The 20,416-nt window shown below is 38.2% G+C and carries 18 protein-coding genes; all 18 read left to right on the forward strand.

Annotated elements, in window-relative coordinates; translation table 11 throughout:
* Window positions 1-51 precede the first annotated feature (51 nt).
* The 18 genes from ACHUE4_RS01010 (at window position 52) to dapA (ending at window position 20,377) form a co-directional block, all read left to right on the forward strand.
* The gene (locus tag ACHUE4_RS01010) at window positions 52-4,377 is read left to right on the forward strand and encodes a PolC-type DNA polymerase III (protein WP_394187411.1); all 4,326 of its coding nucleotides are present in this window, start codon (window positions 52-54) and stop codon (window positions 4,375-4,377) included.
* Window positions 4,378-4,510: 133 nt separating this feature from the next.
* The gene (gene rimP / locus ACHUE4_RS01015) at window positions 4,511-4,987 is read left to right on the forward strand and encodes a ribosome maturation factor RimP (RefSeq protein WP_394187412.1); all 477 of its coding nucleotides are present in this window, start codon (window positions 4,511-4,513) and stop codon (window positions 4,985-4,987) included.
* A 28-nt stretch (window positions 4,988-5,015) separates the two neighbouring features.
* Window positions 5,016-6,155, forward strand: coding sequence for a transcription termination factor NusA (gene nusA / locus ACHUE4_RS01020; RefSeq protein WP_394187413.1), 1,140 nt, complete (start codon window positions 5,016-5,018; stop codon window positions 6,153-6,155).
* A gap of 19 nt (window positions 6,156-6,174) precedes the next feature.
* Entirely contained in the window at window positions 6,175-6,453 is a 279-nt protein-coding gene (gene rnpM, locus ACHUE4_RS01025; RefSeq protein WP_394187414.1) for an RNase P modulator RnpM, read from the forward strand.
* A complete protein-coding gene (locus ACHUE4_RS01030; RefSeq protein ID WP_394187415.1) occupies window positions 6,450-6,770 on the forward strand; it encodes a YlxQ family RNA-binding protein in 321 nt (106 codons plus the stop codon). The genes rnpM and ACHUE4_RS01030 overlap by 4 nt, the downstream gene beginning before the upstream one ends.
* Before the next feature lie 4 nt (window positions 6,771-6,774).
* Entirely contained in the window at window positions 6,775-9,306 is a 2,532-nt protein-coding gene (infB, locus tag ACHUE4_RS01035) for a translation initiation factor IF-2 (RefSeq protein WP_394187416.1), read from the forward strand.
* Window positions 9,303-9,581, forward strand: a complete 279-nt coding sequence (locus tag ACHUE4_RS01040) for a DUF503 domain-containing protein (protein WP_394187417.1) — start codon at window positions 9,303-9,305, stop codon at window positions 9,579-9,581. The genes infB and ACHUE4_RS01040 overlap by 4 nt, the downstream gene beginning before the upstream one ends.
* 22 nt (window positions 9,582-9,603) lie before the next feature.
* Window positions 9,604-9,972 (forward strand): 30S ribosome-binding factor RbfA, encoded by a 369-nt coding sequence (rbfA, locus tag ACHUE4_RS01045; protein ID WP_394187418.1) that lies wholly within the window; start codon window positions 9,604-9,606, stop codon window positions 9,970-9,972.
* 82 nt (window positions 9,973-10,054) lie between these two features.
* A complete protein-coding gene (gene truB, locus ACHUE4_RS01050) occupies window positions 10,055-10,984 on the forward strand; it encodes a tRNA pseudouridine(55) synthase TruB (protein ID WP_394187419.1) in 930 nt (309 codons plus the stop codon).
* A complete protein-coding gene (gene ribF, locus ACHUE4_RS01055; protein WP_394187420.1) occupies window positions 10,981-11,931 on the forward strand; it encodes a riboflavin biosynthesis protein RibF in 951 nt (316 codons plus the stop codon). The genes truB and ribF overlap by 4 nt, the downstream gene beginning before the upstream one ends.
* Before the next feature lie 134 nt (window positions 11,932-12,065).
* On the forward strand, window positions 12,066-12,335 hold the full coding sequence (gene rpsO / locus ACHUE4_RS01060) for a 30S ribosomal protein S15 (protein WP_394187421.1): 270 nt from the start codon (window positions 12,066-12,068) through the stop codon (window positions 12,333-12,335).
* A 185-nt stretch (window positions 12,336-12,520) separates the two neighbouring features.
* A complete protein-coding gene (gene pnp, locus ACHUE4_RS01065) occupies window positions 12,521-14,638 on the forward strand; it encodes a polyribonucleotide nucleotidyltransferase (RefSeq protein WP_394187422.1) in 2,118 nt (705 codons plus the stop codon).
* A gap of 212 nt (window positions 14,639-14,850) precedes the next feature.
* Complete coding sequence (locus ACHUE4_RS01070; RefSeq protein WP_394187423.1) at window positions 14,851-16,077, forward strand: M16 family metallopeptidase; 1,227 nt, start codon at window positions 14,851-14,853, stop codon at window positions 16,075-16,077.
* A 604-nt stretch (window positions 16,078-16,681) separates the two neighbouring features.
* A complete protein-coding gene (locus tag ACHUE4_RS01075; protein WP_394187424.1) occupies window positions 16,682-16,951 on the forward strand; it encodes a YlmC/YmxH family sporulation protein in 270 nt (89 codons plus the stop codon).
* Window positions 16,948-17,766 carry a hypothetical protein gene (locus ACHUE4_RS01080; RefSeq protein WP_394187425.1) on the forward strand — a complete coding sequence of 273 codons (819 nt, stop codon included), beginning with the start codon at window positions 16,948-16,950 and terminating at the stop codon, window positions 17,764-17,766. The genes ACHUE4_RS01075 and ACHUE4_RS01080 overlap by 4 nt, the downstream gene beginning before the upstream one ends.
* The gene (locus ACHUE4_RS01085) at window positions 17,760-18,344 is read left to right on the forward strand and encodes a dipicolinate synthase subunit B (protein WP_394187426.1); all 585 of its coding nucleotides are present in this window, start codon (window positions 17,760-17,762) and stop codon (window positions 18,342-18,344) included. Before ACHUE4_RS01080 ends, ACHUE4_RS01085 begins: the two co-directional genes overlap by 7 nt.
* Before the next feature lie 86 nt (window positions 18,345-18,430).
* Window positions 18,431-19,471: an aspartate-semialdehyde dehydrogenase gene (locus tag ACHUE4_RS01090; RefSeq protein ID WP_394187427.1), complete on the forward strand. Its 1,041-nt coding sequence runs from the start codon at window positions 18,431-18,433 to the stop codon at window positions 19,469-19,471.
* A gap of 12 nt (window positions 19,472-19,483) precedes the next feature.
* Window positions 19,484-20,377, forward strand: a complete 894-nt coding sequence (gene dapA / locus ACHUE4_RS01095) for a 4-hydroxy-tetrahydrodipicolinate synthase (protein WP_394187428.1) — start codon at window positions 19,484-19,486, stop codon at window positions 20,375-20,377.
* Window positions 20,378-20,416: the final 39 nt, after the last annotated feature.

The raw sequence follows: 20,416 nt of genomic DNA on the forward strand, positions 1-20,416 counted from the left end.
CCGAGTTCTCAGGTCTTCCTTTCTTATTCAGTAACGAGAGGAGGTCCATTGGTGACTGAAATACTTGAAGCCAAAAGACGTTTACAACATTTACTACTGCAATTGCAATTAACAGACGATCAATACATGCCATTTTTTGAATCAGCCTCATTATCGAGAATGACGGTACATAAAAAAGAGCGAGTTTGGAAATTTATGATTCAAGTAGAACAGGTACTACCTTTTGAATTATTCTTACTTCTTCAAACGAGACTACGTGAAAAATTTGCAGGCATAGCAGATGTGAAATTAATACTTGCTTGTGAAAATAAAGAAGTAAGCCATGATCTAATTTGTTCTTATTGGCCCGTTATTTTAGAGGAAATAGATGATATGTCTCCACCTCTTAGAAATCGTTTAATTGGTCAACAACCAGCTTTTAATGGACAAACTGTTTTATTCACCTGTGCATTAGAAATTGAGCATCGAACATTAAAGGCGAAATATGCTGAGAAAATTTCAGCTGTATATACATCCTATGGATTTCCATTGATGCCTGTAGATTTTAAAATGGTGGAAGAGGCTGCGGAACAAGCAGAAGCGCATCAAGCATTTTTGGAACAACGTAAAATCGAAGAAGAAGAACTAGGTAAAAAAGCGCTTGCCGATATGCAAAAACGTGATAAAGACCGTTCAACTTCTGGTCCTTCCCATAATGGTCCATTCCAATTAGGTGTAAATATAAAGCCGGATGAACCAATAATGGAAATTAAACAAATTCAAGATGAAGAACGCAGGATTACGATAGAAGGATTTGTGTTCGATGTTGAAGTGAAAGAGTTACGAAGCGGTCGTTCGTTATTAACCGTTAAGATGACCGATTATACAGACTCAATTTTAGTTAAAATGTTTTCCCGTGATAAAGAAGATGCGGAATTAATGACATTGTTGAAAAAAGGGACTTGGTTGAAAGTGCGAGGGTCTGTACAAAACGATACATTCGTTCGCGATCTAATTGTGATGGCTCAAGATATGATGGAAATCCGAGTAGACGTTCGTAAAGATACAGCGCCAGCGGATGAAAAAAGAGTAGAACTTCATTTGCATACGCCGATGAGTCAAATGGATGCTGTATCCTCTGTTGATGCACTTGTTGGCCAAGCAGCGAAATGGGGGCACCCAGCAGTTGCCATCACTGATCATGCAGTGGTGCAATCATTCCCAGATGCTTACGCAGCGGGTAAAAAACATGGCATTAAAATTATTTATGGGTTAGAAGCTTACTTAGTTAATGATGGGGTTCCCATCGCATACGAAGAAGAGCACAGAAAATTATCTGATGCTACTTACGTGGTCTTTGATGTTGAAACAACGGGTCTTTCAGCCGTCTATGATTCTATTATAGAATTAGCAGCAGTTAAGATTAAAGATGGCAATGTAATCGACAAGTTTGAAAGCTTTGCGAATCCACATCACCCACTGTCTGCAACCACAATTAATTTAACTGGTATTACTGATGATATGGTTACCGATGCACCAGAAATTGAAACGGTCATTAAAGATTTTCATGATTGGATTGGCGATAGCATTTTAGTCGCACATAACGCTTCTTTTGATATGGGCTTTTTATATGTTGGGTATAAAAAATGTGGCTTGCAAGAGACCATCCACCCTGTCATAGATACATTAGAATTAGCGAGATTTTTACATCCTGAACTGAAAAATCACCGATTAAATTCATTGGCAAAGAAATTCAATATCGATTTAACGCAACATCATAGAGCGATTTATGATACTGAGGCCACAGGGTATTTACTGCTTATCTTGTTAAAAGAAGCAGAAGAAAAAGGTATTCACTACCACGATGAATTTAATCACCAAACAGGAAATGGCGAGTCATATAAAAGGGCGAGACCCTCGCATTGTACCTTATTGGCAACTGATGAAGTTGGATTGAAGAATTTATTTAAATTGGTGTCAACTTCACATATGAATTCGTTTTTCCGAGTTCCTCGTATTCCAAAGTCCGTTCTAGTAAAGCATCGTAAAGGATTAATTATTGGTTCGGGATGTGACAAAGGAGAAGTTTTTGAAGGGTTAATGCAAAAATCTCCTGAAGAAGTTGAAGATATTGCAAAGTTCTATGATTATTTAGAGATTTTTCCAAAAGAAGCTTATTCTCATTTAATTGAATTAGAGCTTGTGAGAGATGAATGGAATCTTGAAGATATCATTCGTAAGATGGTGAAGCTTGGTAAGAAACTTTCAATTCCAGTAGTAGCGACAGGGAATGTACATTATGTTGATGAAAATGATGCGATATTTAGACAGATATTAATTGGCGGTCAAGGTGGAGCAAACCCATTAAATCGAGCTAAATTACCGAAAGTACACTTTAGAACCACGAATGAAATGTTAGATTCATTTGCTTTCTTAGGTGAAGAAACAGCTAAACAATTAGTTGTAGAGAACTCAAATAAAATTGCAAATATGATTGAAGACATCAAGCCGATCAAAGATGATTTGTATACACCGAAAATTGAAGGCTCAGATGAAGAAGTTCGTGAACTTAGTTATTCAATGGCAAAACAAATTTATGGTGAAAACTTACCTGAAATTGTTGAAGCTCGAATTGAAAAAGAACTCACGTCGATTATTGGACATGGATTTGCGGTTATTTATTTAATTTCGCATAAGCTTGTAAAAAAATCATTGGATGACGGATACCTAGTAGGTTCACGTGGTTCAGTAGGTTCATCATTGGTCGCAACATTGATGGAAATTACGGAAGTAAATCCGCTTCCTCCACATTATGTTTGTCCAACGTGCAAACAGGCAGAGTTTTTCGATGATGGTTCCGTAAGCTCTGGTTTTGACTTGCCGAATAAAGACTGTCCTGTCTGTGAAATTCCATACCGCAAAGATGGGCAAGATATCCCGTTCGAAACTTTCCTAGGTTTCAAGGGGGATAAGGTGCCAGATATTGACCTTAACTTTAGTGGGGAATACCAGTCTGTTGCCCATAATTACACAAAAGTTCTCTTTGGAGAAGATAATGTGTATCGGGCGGGAACAATTGGTACAGTTGCAGAAAAAACAGCTTATGGATACGTTAGAGGATATGCAAATGATCATAACTTAACAATTCGTGGTGCTGAAATTGATCGATTGGTTTTAGGATGTACTGGAGTTAAACGGTCAACCGGACAACATCCAGGGGGCATAATCGTTGTGCCTGATTATATGGACATCTTTGACTTTTCACCAATTCAGTTCCCAGCAGACGCTCAAGATTCCGAATGGAAAACAACTCATTTTGACTTCCATTCTATACATGATAATTTGTTGAAACTTGATATTCTAGGACACGATGATCCTACTGCTATTCGTATGCTACAGGATTTATCAGGAATAGATCCTAAAACCATTCCGACGGATGATCCTGAAGTGATGAAGATTTTCAGTGGTACATCGTCTTTAGGTGTTACAGAAGAACAAATAGGGTGTAAGACAGGAACGCTTGGTATTCCTGAGTTTGGAACGCGATTTGTGCGTCAAATGCTTGAAGAAACAAAGCCTTCTACTTTTTCTGAACTTGTTCAAATTTCAGGATTATCCCATGGGACAGACGTTTGGCTAGGGAATGCACAAGAGTTGATTCAAAACGGTACATGTCAATTATCTGATGTTATTGGATGTCGTGATGATATTATGGTTTATTTAATCTATCAAGGATTAGAACCGTCGTTGGCATTTAAAATTATGGAATCGGTGCGTAAAGGTAAAGGACTTACACCTGAATTCGAAAGTGATATGCGTTCAAATGGCGTACCGGAGTGGTACATTGACTCTTGTAAAAAAATCAAATACATGTTCCCGAAAGCCCATGCGGCTGCATATGTATTGATGGCCGTTCGTATTGCTTACTTTAAAGTTCATTTCCCAATTCTTTATTACACGGCTTATTTCACCGTTCGCGCAGCAGACTTTGACTTGCACGTAATGACGAAGGGTTCTGCATCAATTAAAGCGAAGTTAGATGAAATAAATGCTAAAGGCTTGGATGCTGCACCGAAAGAGAAAAGCTTAATGACAGTCCTAGAGATTGCTCTTGAAATGTGTGAACGTGGTTACCACTTTAAGAAAGTGGATTTGTACCGTTCAAGTGCTTCTGAATTTATCATTGATGGGAAAGGGTTAATCCCACCATTTAATGCGATACCAGGTCTAGGAACAAACGTAGCTAAAGCGATTGTGGAAGCACGGAAAAATGGAGAGTTTCTTTCTAAAGAGGATTTACAACAACGTGGACGTGTCTCCAAAACATTGATTGAGTACATGGATACACTTGGTTGTTTAGAAGGTATGCCTGATGCAAATCAGTTGTCTCTATTCTGAGCCTGATTTGCACACAGTGCATGGTTATGGTATAATTTGAGTAACATTTGTTGATAGGTACGCGACAAAAGAGTGGGATTTCCCGCTCTTTTCTGTTTGTTATGTCGTAAACAATATCTAGCAGGAGGCATGTATGAGCAAAATATTAAACGAAGTAGAAACGCTTGTGAAGCCCATTGTTGAAGAATTAAACCTTGAATTAATTGATTTGGAATTTGTAAAAGAAGGCCGAGATTGGTTTTTACGTATTTATGTAGATACACCTCAAGGTGGAATCGATATCGAACAATGTGCACTAGTTAGTGAACGTGTAAGTGGTGTTTTAGATGAACAAGATCCGATTGAACAAAATTATTTCTTAGAAGTTTCTTCACCTGGTGCAGAACGACCGCTTAAAAAAGAAAGTGACTATGAAAAAGCAGTCGGGAAGTATATCCATGTAAAAACATACGCAGCAGTTAAAGAGTTGAATGAAAAGGAATTTGAAGGAACTTTACTTTCAAATACTCCAGAAGAACTTGAAATTGAAGTGCGTGTAAAGACTAGAAAAATTAAAGTTAAATTGACAAAAGAGAAAATTGCATTTGCGCGATTAGCAATTAATTTCTAAGCATAATGTGAATTTAGGAGTGAAGAAAATGAGTAGTGAATTGCTAGATGCGTTAGTCGCATTAGAAAAACAAAAAGGCATTTCTCGTGATGTTTTGGTTGAAGCGATTGAAGCGGCCTTAGTAACGGCTTATAAACGCAATTTCAATCAAGCACAAAACGTACGTGTAGATTTAAATTTAGATAATGGTTCAATGCGTGTTTATTCTCGCAAAGACGTTATGGAAGAAGTATTAGATGAGCGCCTTCATATATCATTAGAAGATGCAAAAGTTGTTAACCCAGCATTTGAACTTGGTGACATCGTGGAAGAGGAAGTAACACCACGTAACTTTGGTCGAATTGCTGCTCAAACTGCAAAGCAAGTTGTTACACAACGTGTACGTGAAGCTGAGCGTGGACTTATTTATGAAGAATATGTAGATCGCGAAGAGGATATCGTAAACGGAATTGTTGAACGATTAGACGCTCGTAATATTTATGTAGGTCTTGGAAAAGTTGAAGCTGTTTTACCAGTAAATGAGCAAATTCAAAATGAAGTGTATCATCCACATGATCGTATTAAAGTGTTCATCACAAAAGTTGAACGTACAACTCGTGGACCTCAAGTATTCGTTTCGAGAACACATCCAGGTTTACTTCGTAGACTTTTTGAGATGGAAGTTCCAGAAATCTTTGATGGAATTGTTGAGATTAAGTCAATCGCTCGTGAAGCAGGCGACCGTTCTAAAATTTCAGTTGTTGCTCATAACGAAGAAGTAGATCCAGTAGGATCATGTGTTGGTTCAAAAGGCTCTCGTGTTCAAACGATTGTTAATGAATTAAATGGTGAGAAGATTGATATTGTTGAGTGGTCTGAAGATCCTGTAATCTTTGTTGCAAATGCTTTAAGTCCTTCTAAGGTTCTTGATGTTCAAGTAAATGAAGAAGAAAAATCAACGACTGTCGTTGTTCCCGACTATCAATTGTCTTTAGCAATTGGTAAAAGAGGTCAAAATGCTCGTCTAGCTGCTAAATTAACTGGTTGGAAAATTGACATTAAGAGCGAAACGGATGCACGTGAATTAGGATTATATCCACCTGCTAATGCTCAATATGATGATGAGTACGAAGAAGATGAGTATGAAGACAATGATTCAATTGACTTATATAAAGACGATGAAGAATAAGCGAAGAGGGTGAATTCTGATGTCGAATCAAAAGAAAATTCCACTGCGTAAATGTGTAGCTACAAACGAAATGTTTCCTAAAAAAGAAATGATTCGTATTGTTCGTTCCAAAGAAGGCGAAGTGTCAGTTGATACAACTGGTAAAAAGTCTGGACGCGGTGCATATGTTTCAAAATCAGTGAAAGCTGTTGAAGTTGCTAAAAAACGCAAAGTTTTGGAAAGTCAATTAGAAGTAGCCGTACCGGAAACAATATACGAAGAATTAATGACCATTGTTTCAAAAGAAGGCACTTTATGAATCCGGAACAAGCAATTTTACAACTATTAGGATTGGCTACTCGAGCACGAAAAATTACTACTGGTGAAGAATTAGTGGTAAAAGATGTTCGTGGCAATAGAGCAAAACTAGTTATTATTTCTACGGATGCTTCTGCTAATACGAGCAAAAAGTTAAAGGATAAATGTACGTCTTACAACGTTGAGTTGCATGAATTCGGTGATCGATATGATCTCGGACATGCTACAGGAAAAGAGGCCCGCGTGGTACTCGCCATTACAGATGCCGGTTTCGCGAAAAAACTGTCCGGCCTTCTCAACGAAATAAACCGGGGGTGACCTAATGAGCAAATTAAGAGTTCATGAATATGCGAAACAGATTAATAAGACCAGCAAAGAAGTTATCGAAGAATTAGGTAAATTAAATGTTCAAGTGACGAATCATATGTCGACATTAGAAGGCGATGCTGTATCTAAATTAGATTCAGTTTATAAAAAATCTTCAACAGCACCAAAACAAACGACATCAACTGATCGCCCACAAGGACAAAACAGTCGTCCTCAAGGAGATCGCCCACAAGGACAAAACAGTCGTCCTCAAGGAGATCGCCCACAAGGACAAAACACTCGTCCGCAAGGAGATCGTCCACAAGGACAAAACACTCGTCCCCAAGGAGATCGTGCACAAGGACAAAATACTCGTCCTCAAGGAAATCGTCCACAAGGACAAAACACACGTCCTCAAGGAGATCGACCACAAGGGCAAAACACTCGCCCTCAAGGAAATCGTCCACAAGGACAAAATGCTCGTCCACAAACTACTACTCCAGCGAAGCCATCTAATGGTCAAGCTAGAGGTGTAGCTACTCAAGGAACTGCTCGTGATAAACAAAAATCTCAAACGACTAATTCAACAGATAGTCGTAAACAAGAACAAGGTACACAAGCGAAGGAGCAAAAAGTTTTCGGTCAAAACAAAGCTCCAGCTGGTGCATATAGAGGTCGTCAAGGTGGCGGTGGTAATCATCGTCCTGGTACAGGAAATCGCGCTGGTCGTAAAGGCAAGCAAAATCGCCAACCGGTAGCTCCACCAGTACCAAGAAAAGAAAAAGAATTACCAGAAAAAATCACTTTTTATGAATCATTATCAGTTGCAGAACTTGCGAAAAAGTTAGGCCGTGAACCGTCAGAAATCATTAAAAAATTATTCTTACTTGGTGTAATGGCTACTATCAACCAAGAACTGGACAAAGATGCAATTGAACTAATTTGTGCAGACTATGGTGTTGAAGTAGAAGAAGAAATCCGAGTAGATATTACTGATTTAGAAGTTTATTTTGAAGATGAAACAGAAGTTGCTGGCGTACAAAAAGAACGTCCACCAGTTGTAACGATCATGGGTCACGTTGACCATGGTAAAACAACTTTACTTGATTCAATCCGAAAAACAAAAGTTACAGCTGGCGAAGCTGGCGGTATTACTCAACATATTGGGGCATACCAAGTTGTTGAGAGCGGTAAGAAAATTACCTTCTTAGATACTCCTGGACATGCGGCGTTCACAACAATGCGTGCTCGTGGTGCGAAGGTTACGGATATCACAATTTTAGTAGTTGCAGCAGATGATGGTGTAATGCCTCAAACAATTGAAGCAATTAACCATGCTAAAGCAGCTGAAGTTCCAATTATCGTAGCTGTTAATAAAATGGATAAACCTGCAGCAAACCCTGACCGTGTAATGCAAGAGCTAACAGAACATGGGTTAGTATCTGAAGCTTGGGGTGGAGAAACGATTTTTGCTCCGATTTCAGCTTTAACTGGAGAAGGTATTGATAATCTGTTAGAAATGATTTTATTAGTTTCTGAAGTTGCTGAATTAAAAGCTGACCCTAAACGTCGTGCTATTGGTACAGTAATTGAAGCTCAATTAGATAAAGGTCGTGGATCGGTAGCAACTCTACTAGTTCAAGACGGAACATTAAAAGTTGGAGATCCAATTGTTGTTGGTCATACATTTGGTCGAGTTCGTGCGATGGTAAACGATTTAGGTCGTCGCGTCAAAGAAGCGGGTCCAAGTATGCCAGTTGAAATTACTGGATTAAGTGAAGTTCCACAAGCTGGCGATCGTTTTGTTGTCTTTGAAGATGAAAAAACAGCTCGTCAAGTTGGTGAATCTCGTGCAACAACTATGGTTCAAGAACAACGTTCAGAGAAAACACGTGTAACATTAGATAACTTGTTTGACCAAATGAAACAAGGCGAGATGAAAGAGCTTAACCTTATTGTGAAAGCAGATGTGCAAGGTTCTGTTGAAGCAATGGCTGCGTCATTGATGAAGATAGAAGTTGAAGGTGTTAATGTTCGAATTATCCACACCGGTGCTGGTGCAATCACTGAATCTGACATTTCACTTGCTGCTGCTTCAAATGCTATCGTTATTGGGTTTAACGTTCGACCTGATATTAATGCAAAACGTGCTGCAGAAGCTGAAGGTGTAGATATTCGTTTACATCGTGTTATTTATAAAGTAATTGAAGAAATCGAAGCAGCTATGACTGGTCTATTAGATCCTGAGTTCCAAGAGAAAATCATTGGTCAAGCTGAAGTTCGAGAAACATTCAAAGTATCGAAAATCGGTACAATTGCAGGAAGTTATGTGATCGAGGGTAAAATTGCTCGCGATAGCGGAATCCGCGTTATTCGTGATAGCATCGTTGTCTTTGAAGGCGTTTTAGATTCACTTAAACGTTTTAAAGATGATGCAAAAGAAGTAGCTAAAGGGTATGAATGTGGTATTACTGTGAAAAACTATCATGATGTTAAAGAAGGCGACATCATTGAATCGTTCGTTATGGAAGAGATTAAACGCAAATGATTTCATACGCGGAATGTGAGTTCATCATTCCTACGTCCCATTCGTTAAAAGAGAAGAGAGCTGTTTTACAGCGAATGCTGACTCGAACGAAGCAAAAGTTTAATGTTTCTATTTCTGAAATAGATCATCAAGATGTTTGGCAAAGAACGAAAATAGCGATTGTTTGTGTTGCTTCTTCTAGTGATGCAAGCGATCGTGAACTCACTCACGCCATCAACTTTTTAGAATCAAATCCAGAGTGGGAAAGAACGGAAACGATCCGTGAACATTTATAGATAGAACAGAGGTGAAGCCAATATGGCGAATCGCTCAACTCGAGTAGCAGAACAAATGAAAAAAGAATTAGGCGAGATTATTGCTCGTAAATTAAAAGACCCTCGCATTGGGTTTGTTACCGTTACCGATGTAGAAGTAACAGGCGATTTACAACAAGCAACCGTTTATATCACTGTTTTAGGGAATAACAGAAAGCGTTCAGACACATTAAAAGGTCTAGAACAAGCTAAAGGGTTTATTCGTACTGAAATCGGTCAACGTATTCGATTACGTAAGACGCCGGAACTTATGTTTGCATTTGATGTTTCTGCAGAATACGGTAGTAAAATCGATACATTGCTTAAGCAAATTAAGACTGAAGACAACGAAAAAACTGAAGATATCGAATAACAGAGAAGAAGTCTGCTTTTTATAAGCAGGCTTTTTCTCAATTCCATACATAAAATTTAATTAGCTAAAGGAGATGGAACGAATGCACAATGGCATTCTTCCCCTATGGAAAGAAAAAGGAATGACTTCACATGACTGTGTCTTTAAACTGCGTAAAATTCTAAAGATGAAACGAATCGGTCATACAGGAACCCTCGACCCTAATGTTGAAGGTGTCTTACCTATTTGCTTAGGTGAATCCACTAAAGTAGCTGAATATTTATCGAACGCTGGCAAGGAATACATTGCTGAAGTAACAATAGGATTTTCCACCACGACTGAAGATGCAGACGGTGAAACGGTAGATTCCAACTTAGAGATCAAGACCATTTCAAAACAACAATTACAACAGGTCTTAACTTCTTTGACAGGTGTAATTACTCAAACACCACCCATGTATTCTGCGGTTAAAGTAAATGGGAAAAAGTTATATGAGTACGCAAGACAAGGACTAGTTATTGATCGGCCATCTAGAGAAGTAACCATTTATGAGTTGGAATTACTTAGCGATGAACCATCATTTACGGGCGAGCAGATATCATTTCCAATTCGTGTGTCATGCAGTAAGGGTACTTATATTCGCACATTAGCCGTTCAAATTGGAGAGAAATTGGGTTATCCTGCTCATATGTCTAAATTAGTTCGTACCGCTTCAGGGTCATTTAAAGAAGAGCAATGTATAACTCTGCAAATGGTTCAAGACAAGGTGGATGATGGCACACTCGGAGATTTTCTTCTGCCGTTAGATTATGCTTTAGAAAACATGGTGTCATTTGAAGTGCCTAAAGAATTTGTGAAGTCCATTAAAAATGGTCAAGTGTTAGATCAAGTTGAACTATTAAAAGAACATGATCGCTTAGTTTTTACTTATGAAGGACAAGCAGTAGCTGTTTATATTAATCATCCAACCAAAGAGGGAAAGATGAAACCAGAAAAAATGTTTTCTTGGGAAGTTGAGGAGAATTTATTGTGAAAACCATTCATTTATCCTATCCACATCATATTGCAAATATAAATACAGATGGAGATCTTTCTTTAGCGATTGGTTTTTTTGATGGAATTCATTTAGGTCATCAATCCGTTATCTCAAAAGCGAAAGATGTAGCAAAAGAAAAAGGGATTAAATTAGCGGTTATGACATTTGATCCTCACCCTTCAATCGTTTTAGGTAAACGCAATGAGCAGGTTTTCTATATCACTCCAATGGAACAAAAATTACGTTTACTTGAGTCTATGGAAGTCGATATTGTATTTGTTGTGAGGTTTACTTCAGACTTTGCGAAATTAAGCCCACAAGAATTCATCGAAAAGTTCATTGTAGATTTAAATGTTAAACATGTAACTGCCGGCTTCGATTTCTCATTTGGGTCATTTGGACAAGGTTCAATGGATACAATGCAGGAATTGTCTGAAGGTCGCTATGAAGTCAATGTGGTTCAGAAAAAGACAGATGAAACAGAAAAAATTAGTTCTACGAGAATTCGTCAAGAATTGAAATCAGGAAATATGGACAAAGCTCGAGCATTGCTTGGTAGGCCCTATCAAATTCCTGGTGTTGTTGTCCATGGTGATAAGAGAGGAAGACAAATCGGATTCCCTACGGCCAATATTCAAGCACAAGAGGGCTCTTTCATTCCGGCGAACGGCGTATACGCGGTTAAAATGCTTGTGCAAAATGAATGGATTGAGGGAGTTTGTAACGTTGGTTTTAAACCTACTTTTAATAATCCAGAACACAAGAAGTTGACCATTGAGGTTCATCTTTTCGATTTCGATAAAAACATTTATGGGGAAGAAGTGTTCGTCGATTGGTTTAAGCGAATACGAGATGAGCAAAAATTCGATGGTATTCATGCATTAAAAAAACAAATTGAAAAAGATAAACAGTCTTCCATTGAGACTTTGAAAAACTTTCGGTAATGGTTGCTTATCCTTTCTGAATATGCTACTATTTTAAGGTGCACAGTCGTGTACTTAACTGTTGCTTGGCAGTGCGATTCACCACCGCTTGCTCAGTAATTGGGGATATTAATAGAGTATTGGAGGTGAACCGGATGGCAATTACACAAGAACGTAAAAACGAATTAATCGCTGAGTACCGTACTCACGAAAGCGACACTGGTTCTGCAGACATTCAAATCGCGGTCTTAACAGAAGAGATTAACAGCTTGAATGAACACTTACGTACACACAAGAAAGATCATCACTCACGTCGTGGTCTATTCAAAATGGTAGGTCGTCGTCGTAACTTGTTAAAATACTTACGTGAAAACGAAGTATCACGTTACCGTGACTTGATCGCTAAACTTGGTTTACGTCGATAAGATACATTTTAGAAAAAGCGGGAGTTTTCCCGCTTTTTCTTTATGTTCTTATATAAATTTTATATAATGCGTATACTGTGACGGAAATGAAAATATTTTCGCATCGATTACGCTTTTTTGATACACTACTAATGATACATACAACTTTGCGATACAGGATTTTCAGTAGGAGAGGAGTTCATCCAATGAACGAAAAACAAACGTACAATTTCGAATGGGCAGGTCGTCCCTTGCAAGTGGAAATAGGCAAGTACGCTAAACAAGCAAACGGTGCCGTTATGGTCCGTTACGGGGATTCGACTGTTCTTTCAACAGCGACAGCATCTAAAAATCCAAAACCACTAGACTTCTTTCCGTTAACAGTGAACTATGAAGAACGTTTATATGCAGCAGGTAAAATTCCTGGTGGCTTTATTAAACGTGAAGGTCGTCCTTCGGAAAACGCGATTTTAACGAGTCGTTTAATTGACCGACCAATTCGTCCGTTATTCCCAGACGGTTTCCGTAATGAAGTACAAGTAATCTCGATCGTTATGTCCGTAGATCGTGATTGTACAACAGAAATGGCAGCAATGTTTGGTTCTTCATTAGCATTAATGGTCTCTGATATTCCTTTTGGTGGACCGATTGCAGGCGTGCAAGTAGGTTTAATAAATGATCAATTTATTATTAACCCGACCGACGCACAATTACAAGAAAGCACAATTGATTTAATTGTTGCTGGTACAAAAGATGCGATTAACATGGTAGAAGCTGGTGCTCTTGAAGTTCCTGAAGAAATTATGTTAGAAGCGATTATGTTTGGCCATCAAGAAATAATTAAATTAATCGAATTCCAAGAAGAAATTGCAGCAGCATTTGGAAAAGAGAAATTAGATATTAAATTATACGAATTAGATGCTGAACTTTCGGCTGAAATCAAAGCGACTTGTGAAACGAAATTAAATTCGGCTATTCAAGTTCATGAAAAACATGCTCGTGAAGAAGCGATTCGCGAAGTTAAAGATGAAGTCATGGCTACTTATGTAGAAAAAGAAGTAGACGATGCTACATTGAAACAAGTTCGTGAAATCTTGGATAAAATGGTTAAAGAAGAAGTTCGTCGATTAATTACGGAAGATAAGATTCGTCCAGATGGTCGTAAGTTAGATGAAATTCGTCCATTATCATCTGAAACAGGCGTTCTACCTCGTACGCATGGTTCTGGTTTATTCACACGTGGGCAAACGCAAGCGCTAAGTATTGCTACTTTAGGTGCACTAGGTGATGTGCAAATTATTGATGGTATCGGAATTGAAGAATCAAAACGCTTCATGCACCACTATAATTTCCCTCAATTTAGTGTTGGTGAAACTGGACCTATTCGTGGACCAGGTCGTCGCGAAATTGGCCATGGTGCATTAGGAGAGCGTGCATTAAAAGCAGTTCTTCCTGATGAAAAAGAATTCCCTTACACAATTCGTTTAGTGTCAGAAGTTCTTGAATCAAATGGTTCAACATCTCAAGCAAGTATTTGTGCGTCAACATTAGCAATGATGGACGCGGGTGTTCCAATTAAAGCACCAGTTGCTGGTATTGCAATGGGACTTATTAAAAAAGGTGATAATTACTCCGTTTTATCTGACATTCAAGGAATGGAAGATCATTTAGGGGATATGGACTTTAAAGTTGCTGGAACTGCAAAAGGTGTTACAGCTCTTCAAATGGACATTAAAATTGACGGTTTGTCACGCACTATTTTAGAAGAAGCATTAACTCAAGCAAAAATTGGGCGTATGCACATTCTAGAAAGCATGATTGCAACGATTTCTGAACCACGTGAAAAACTATCTAAATACGCTCCGAAAATTGTTATGATTAAGATTAATCCAGACAAGATTCGTGATGTAATTGGACCTGGTGGGAAGCAAATCAACAAAATCATCGACGAAACAGGGGTTAAAATTGATACAGAGCAAGATGGTTCAATTTATATCTCTTCGATTGATGAAGAAATGATTGCTCGTGCAAAACAAATCATCGAAAACATTGTACGTGTTGCTCAAGTTGGAGAATATTTCATGGGTAAAGTGAAACGCATTGAGAAGTTCGGTGCATTTGTTGAAATCTTCCCTGGTAAAGACGGTCTTCTTCATATTTCAGAAATTCAAGAAGAACGTACGAAACAAGTTGAAGATGTCTTGAAACTTGATGATGAATTAAAAGTTAAAGTTATTGAAATTGATAACCAAGGCCGAGTTAATTTATCACGTAAAATTGTTGTTAAAGAAGAAAAAGAAGCGGCAGAAAAAGCAGAAGCTTAAAACTGTTAAGAACATATGTAAAAGGCTACCTATGTGATTAATAGGTAGCCTTTTTTTACACTGATAGGATTGTAAAGTTTACGTATATCAGTATAAGAAGAGACATAGCTTACACCATTATGTGTGTATGCTATGTCTTTCTAATACTCAAAAAATCATAATTAAGGTCGCTTGAGTATAATTAAGTGTGTTGGAAATTAGGGGGTTTCAAAATGTTACAAAAACATACGAGTCAAAACGGTGTTCGGATAGTTTCCGAGCACATACCACATGTTCGTTCTGTAGCGGTAGGTGTCTGGGTTCATGCTGGTTCAAGTCATGAAAAACCAGAGCAAAATGGGTTAACTCATTTTATCGAGCACATGCTTTTTAAAGGAACGGCTACGCGAACTGCTCGTCAAATTGCAGAAGAATTTGACCGTATCGGTGGTCATGTGAATGCATTTACTTCAAAGGAATATACTTGCTATTATGCAAAAGTACTTGACCACCATGCAAAACATGCAGTTTCCGTTCTTGCAGATATGTTCTTTCATTCCCAGTTTGATGAACAAGAATTAGATAAAGAACGTCAAGTGGTTTTAGAGGAAATTTCAATGGTTGAAGATACTCCAGATGATGATGTCCATGAGCAATTATGGAATGTCATGTATCCAAACCAGTCAATTGGTGCGTCCATATTAGGGACAAAAGAGACGTTATCTTCATTTACTCCAGACATGATTCATCAATTTATGGATCATCATTACCGACCAGAACAAATCGTCATTTCAGTTGCTGGGAATATCCCTGAAGGGTTTATTGCCCATATTGATGAGTTGTTTGGTCATTTTTCACCCGCTACTCCAACAATTGAAAAAACCATTTTCGAACCAGCTGTATTTTTTGCTGGTGAATCGAAAAAGACAAGAGATACCGAACAAGGACATATTTGTCTTGGGTATCCGGGATTAAGTGTTAAACATAAGCATATTTATGATTTAGTCGTCTTAAACAGCATTTTAGGTGGGAATATGTCCTCACGACTTTTCCAAGAAGTACGTGAAGAAAAAGCATTGGCCTATTCGATTTATTCGTATCATTCTTCTCATGAAGATAGTGGGTCTGTTGCCATATATGGTGGAACGTCAAGCCACCAAATGCCTGAGTTGGAACAAACCATTCATGAAACAATCAATAAAGTTATTAGTGAAGGTGTAACTGACACTGAGGTAGATAATGCAAAAGAACAATTAAAAGGTAATTTAATGTTAGGGTTAGAAAGTACGAATGCTCGAATGAATCGAAACGGTAAAAATGAATTGATTTTCGAAGAGCATAAAACATATGATGAAGTTTTAAAATCAATTGATGAAGTGCACATTCATCAAGTTCAAAAATTAGTATCTGAAATCTTTGATCAAAAACCAGCATTATCAACAATCACACCGAAACAATAAGTATTAATGAAAATGAACAACAAACAGAGAATACATGTCATTTCCTGCAGACTGACTTTAACCTCCTTGCAAAATTGTGGAGTTTTGAAAGTCAGTTTTCCAGCGGGACTGACGTGTATTCTCTTTTTTATTGGTGACTTTTGAGAACATCGCGACTTGAGAGAGCAAGATCTAGAAACGAAAGAACAAGAGCACCGAAAGAGAGTACAAGGTGGACCGATAATCCCCCGCAAGAGGGAGAACCCAGAGAAGCGAAGCGTATAAAACTAATTTGGGCTGCAAATGCAGCCTTTCTTTTGGAAACAAATGGGCTTTCGCTCATAGAACTCAAAGAAGAGTGAAAGGTTTGTGTTTGAAAGAGCAAGATCGCGACTTGAAAGAGCAAGGTCATCCAAACCGAGTACAGAGTGAAGCTTTGCTTTTATGGTTGTTGCCTCGAGAAAAGTGATTATTAAAATGACTGATCTTGAATAATTAAGTCATAAAAAATCCCTCTTAGAAAAACAAAACCTGCACAAACGGTAGGCACAATATATGTTTTCTAATGAACGTTGAGGTCTGTTTTCGCATATAAATAATGTGATGGATACAGAGGAGGGACAAAATGTTACTATCTGAATTAGCCATTAAAGAATTAATCCAAATTGAAGATGGTAAAAGGGTTGGATTATTGGCAGACACTGAATTAATCTTTGAAGCAACAAGTGGAAAAATTATTGGGTTTTTAGTATTAAAAGATCAATCAAATCGACCTTTTAAATCAAAAACGGTTTCCAAAAATACGTATATCGCTTGGGAAGATATTGTGTTGATAGGTGAACATCGTATTTTATTTACGAAAATGTCTTATCTGGATTCGGATTATCATTCATGAGCACGTCTAAATGGTGCGTTATTGGAACTGATCCACGTATGGCAAAACTGGCATTCGAACTGGAGACAAATGGGGAACACGTATTATATGTAAAATCTAAAGCTTGGGGATACCAACTTGAACGTTCCATTTCAGAATTTCAACCAGATTACATTGTATTCCCGATACAACCGCTTGAATTAGCAGTACCGAATATCGATCGAGATATATTTAAACATACCCCAACTTGTTTTGTTGGGAGGCTAACATCCGATTGGGCTCAGGTATTGAATGACATGAATTGTCCCGTTAAAAAGTATCTAGAAAACGAAGAATTTATTTGGTTAAATGCAAAGTTGACAGCAGAAGGTTTCATCGCTGCTTTTTATTTGCATGAAAAGCAAACAATAGCAGGGAAAAAGTTTGTTATTACAGGATTCGGTAGAGTATCAAAATTATTAGCTGCCCAACTAAAGAAAATGGATGCTTTTCCACTCATTGTCGTAAGGTCCTTGGAGCAATTGGCCGAAGCAAAGGCAATGGGCTACGAAGCGGAAATTCTCAGACCAGCTATAGCTTGTGATGATGTATTTTTTATTAATACAATCCCGGCTGCATGGTTAACGGATGATTATGTTCACAAGATTTCAAAAGCGAAAACATTTTATGATATCGCGTCGGCACCAGGGTGTTTAAATTGTAATGAACCCTTGACCGTACCATACCATTTATATACTTCGCTTCCTGGTCAATTCATCGAAAATGATGCTGCCTCTTTACTGTCTAGTTGTATTCAGAGGTTGTCTAAACAATCAGAAGGAGGAAGTATGTGTTAACAAATAAAAGAATCGGCTTTGGTATTACAGCCTCACATTGTACGTATGAAGAAGTGGTTCCGAAAATTGCTGCTTTACGTGAACTTGGAGCAATTGTTGTACCAATCGTTACGCATTCAGTATTAGCCGCAGCCACTAGATTTGGAACTGGAGACGAATGGGTGAAAAAAATTGAAGAGGCGGCAGGGGCAAAAGTGATTTCGACAATTGCAGATGCAGAGCCCTTAGGACCTAAAGCTCCATTAGATTGTATGGTGATTGCACCTATGACAGGAAATTCACTCAGTCGCTTTGCAAATGCAGCAACTGACTCCCCCGTTTTAATGGCCGCCAAAGCAACGATGAGAAATGGGACCCCCGTAGTTATTGGCATTTCAACGAATGATGCTCTCGGATTAAACGGTGTAAATTTAATGAAACTTCTCAACTCGAAACATATTTATTTCATCCCCTTCGGTCAAGACGATCCCTACAAAAAACCAAACTCCTTAATATCCGATTTCACATTAATTGCACCTACAATTGAAGCCGCGATTAACCACCAACAACTCCAACCTATACTCATCCAACATGAATAATTCAATTAATTTTCATGCACATAAGTGAAAGTTTATGATACAATACCTCCATTATGCTCGTGTTTTATTGTGAAGGAGAGATTGGAATGTCAAAACGTTATTCGGTAGCCATCGTAGGGGCAACAGGTGCGGTAGGCGAAAAAATGAAAGAACAATTAGAAAAAAGAGAGTTTCCAATTAAACACATAAAATTTTTAGCTTCTAAACGTTCAGTTGGAAAAACAATAAATTTTCAAAACCAAACATACACAATTGAAGAAGCCACTCCTGAGGCATTTGAAGGAGTAGATATTGCACTCTTCAGCGCAGGTGGATCAGTTTCAAAAGTATTAGCACCTGAAGCTGCAAAAAGAGGTGCAGTAGTCATAGATAATACAAGTGCGTTTCGTATGGATATAGATGTTCCATTGGTAGTTCCTGAAGTTAATCCTCAAGATCTACATGCTCATAAAGGGATTATTTCGAATCCCAACTGCTCAACAATTCAAATGGTTGTGGCACTCGAACCAATTCGTCAAGCTTATGGTTTAAATCAAGTTGTTGTCTCAACTTACCAAGCGGTTTCAGGTGCTGGGACACATGCGATAAAAGAATTAGAACAACAAAGCCAAACATTTGGTGAAACGAAGGATACGCAAGCAACTATTCTTCCAGTTAAGAGCGCTGAAAAACACTATCCGATAGCGTTTAATGTAATTCCTCAAATAGATGTCTTTGACGACAATGGCTACACATATGAAGAAATGAAAATGATCAATGAAACGAAAAAAATTCTTCATATGCCAGATTTAGCAGTCTCAGCGACTTGTGTAAGATTGCCTGTAGTATCAGGTCACTCTGAATCCGTATTTATACAAATTGATAAAGAAGATGTAACCGTTGATGACCTTAAAAAGCTTTTAGCAGATTCGAAAGGGATTCAATTACAAGATAATCCAGCACAACAAGAGTATCCAATGCCTTTGTATGCTGAAGGAGAAGATCCTGTATTTGTTGGGAGAATTCGTAAAGACCTATCGAATAACAAAGGTTTTCATCTATGGATTGTCGCTGATAATTTATTAAAAGGTGCTGCACTAAATTCAATTCAAATAGCTGAAGCAATGATTGAAGAGGGAATTTTGTAAGGGGGAATAGACATGCAAATCGGCCGCGTATCAACAGCAATGATCACACCATTTCTTCCGGATGGATCGATTCATTTTGAAATGGTAGCAAAACTAATTGAGCATCTAATCGCAACAGGAACTGACTCTCTTGTTGTATGTGGGACGACAGGTGAATCACCAACTTTAACAAGCCAGGAAAAAGCAGATCTAATTCGTTTTACGGTGGAGACTGTAAATAAGCGAATCCCAGTCATTGCGGGGACGGGTAGCAACAGCACGCAATCCTCCATCGAATTAACAAAGATGGCAGATGAAGCAGGTGTTGATGGTATCATGTTAGTCACACCTTATTACAATAAACCCGATCAACGAGGGATGTATGAGCATTTTAAAACAATCGCAGGTGTGACGAAACTGCCAGTATTACTTTATAATATCCCGGGTCGATCGGTTGTTAATATGTTACCTGAGACTGTAGAAATGCTAAGTCGAATTCCTAACATTCATGCCATCAAAGAAGCTGGTGGCAACTTAGAGCAAATGTCAGATATTATCGCGAGTACCGGAGACGATTTTGACGTCTATAGTGGCGATGATGGGTTAACGCTACCTCTATTATCAATAGGTGGTGCAGGAGTCATTTCAGTTGCATCTCATGTTGTTGGGGAAGATATGCAAAGACTTACTCGTGCATTCAATGAAGGACGTCATCAAGACGCGGCTACTATTCACCATGCACTGCTGCCATTGATTCGTGCTTTATTTGAGAAGCCTAATCCAGTGCCAGTAAAATATGCGTTAGGAAAATTAGGTTTAGATGTGGGATCTGTACGTTTACCACTAGTCGATATGACCGACGAAGAGAAAAAAACTTTCGATCAAGCATGGGATTTATATGAACAAAAGAGAAGTAATTTCAAATAATACGTAAGGTCAGTCATGTACTGACCTTTTTTTGTTTGT

The sequence above is a fragment of the Paenisporosarcina quisquiliarum genome, from assembly GCF_043641925.1.
GTDB lineage: Bacteria > Bacillota > Bacilli > Bacillales_A > Planococcaceae > Paenisporosarcina > Paenisporosarcina quisquiliarum_A.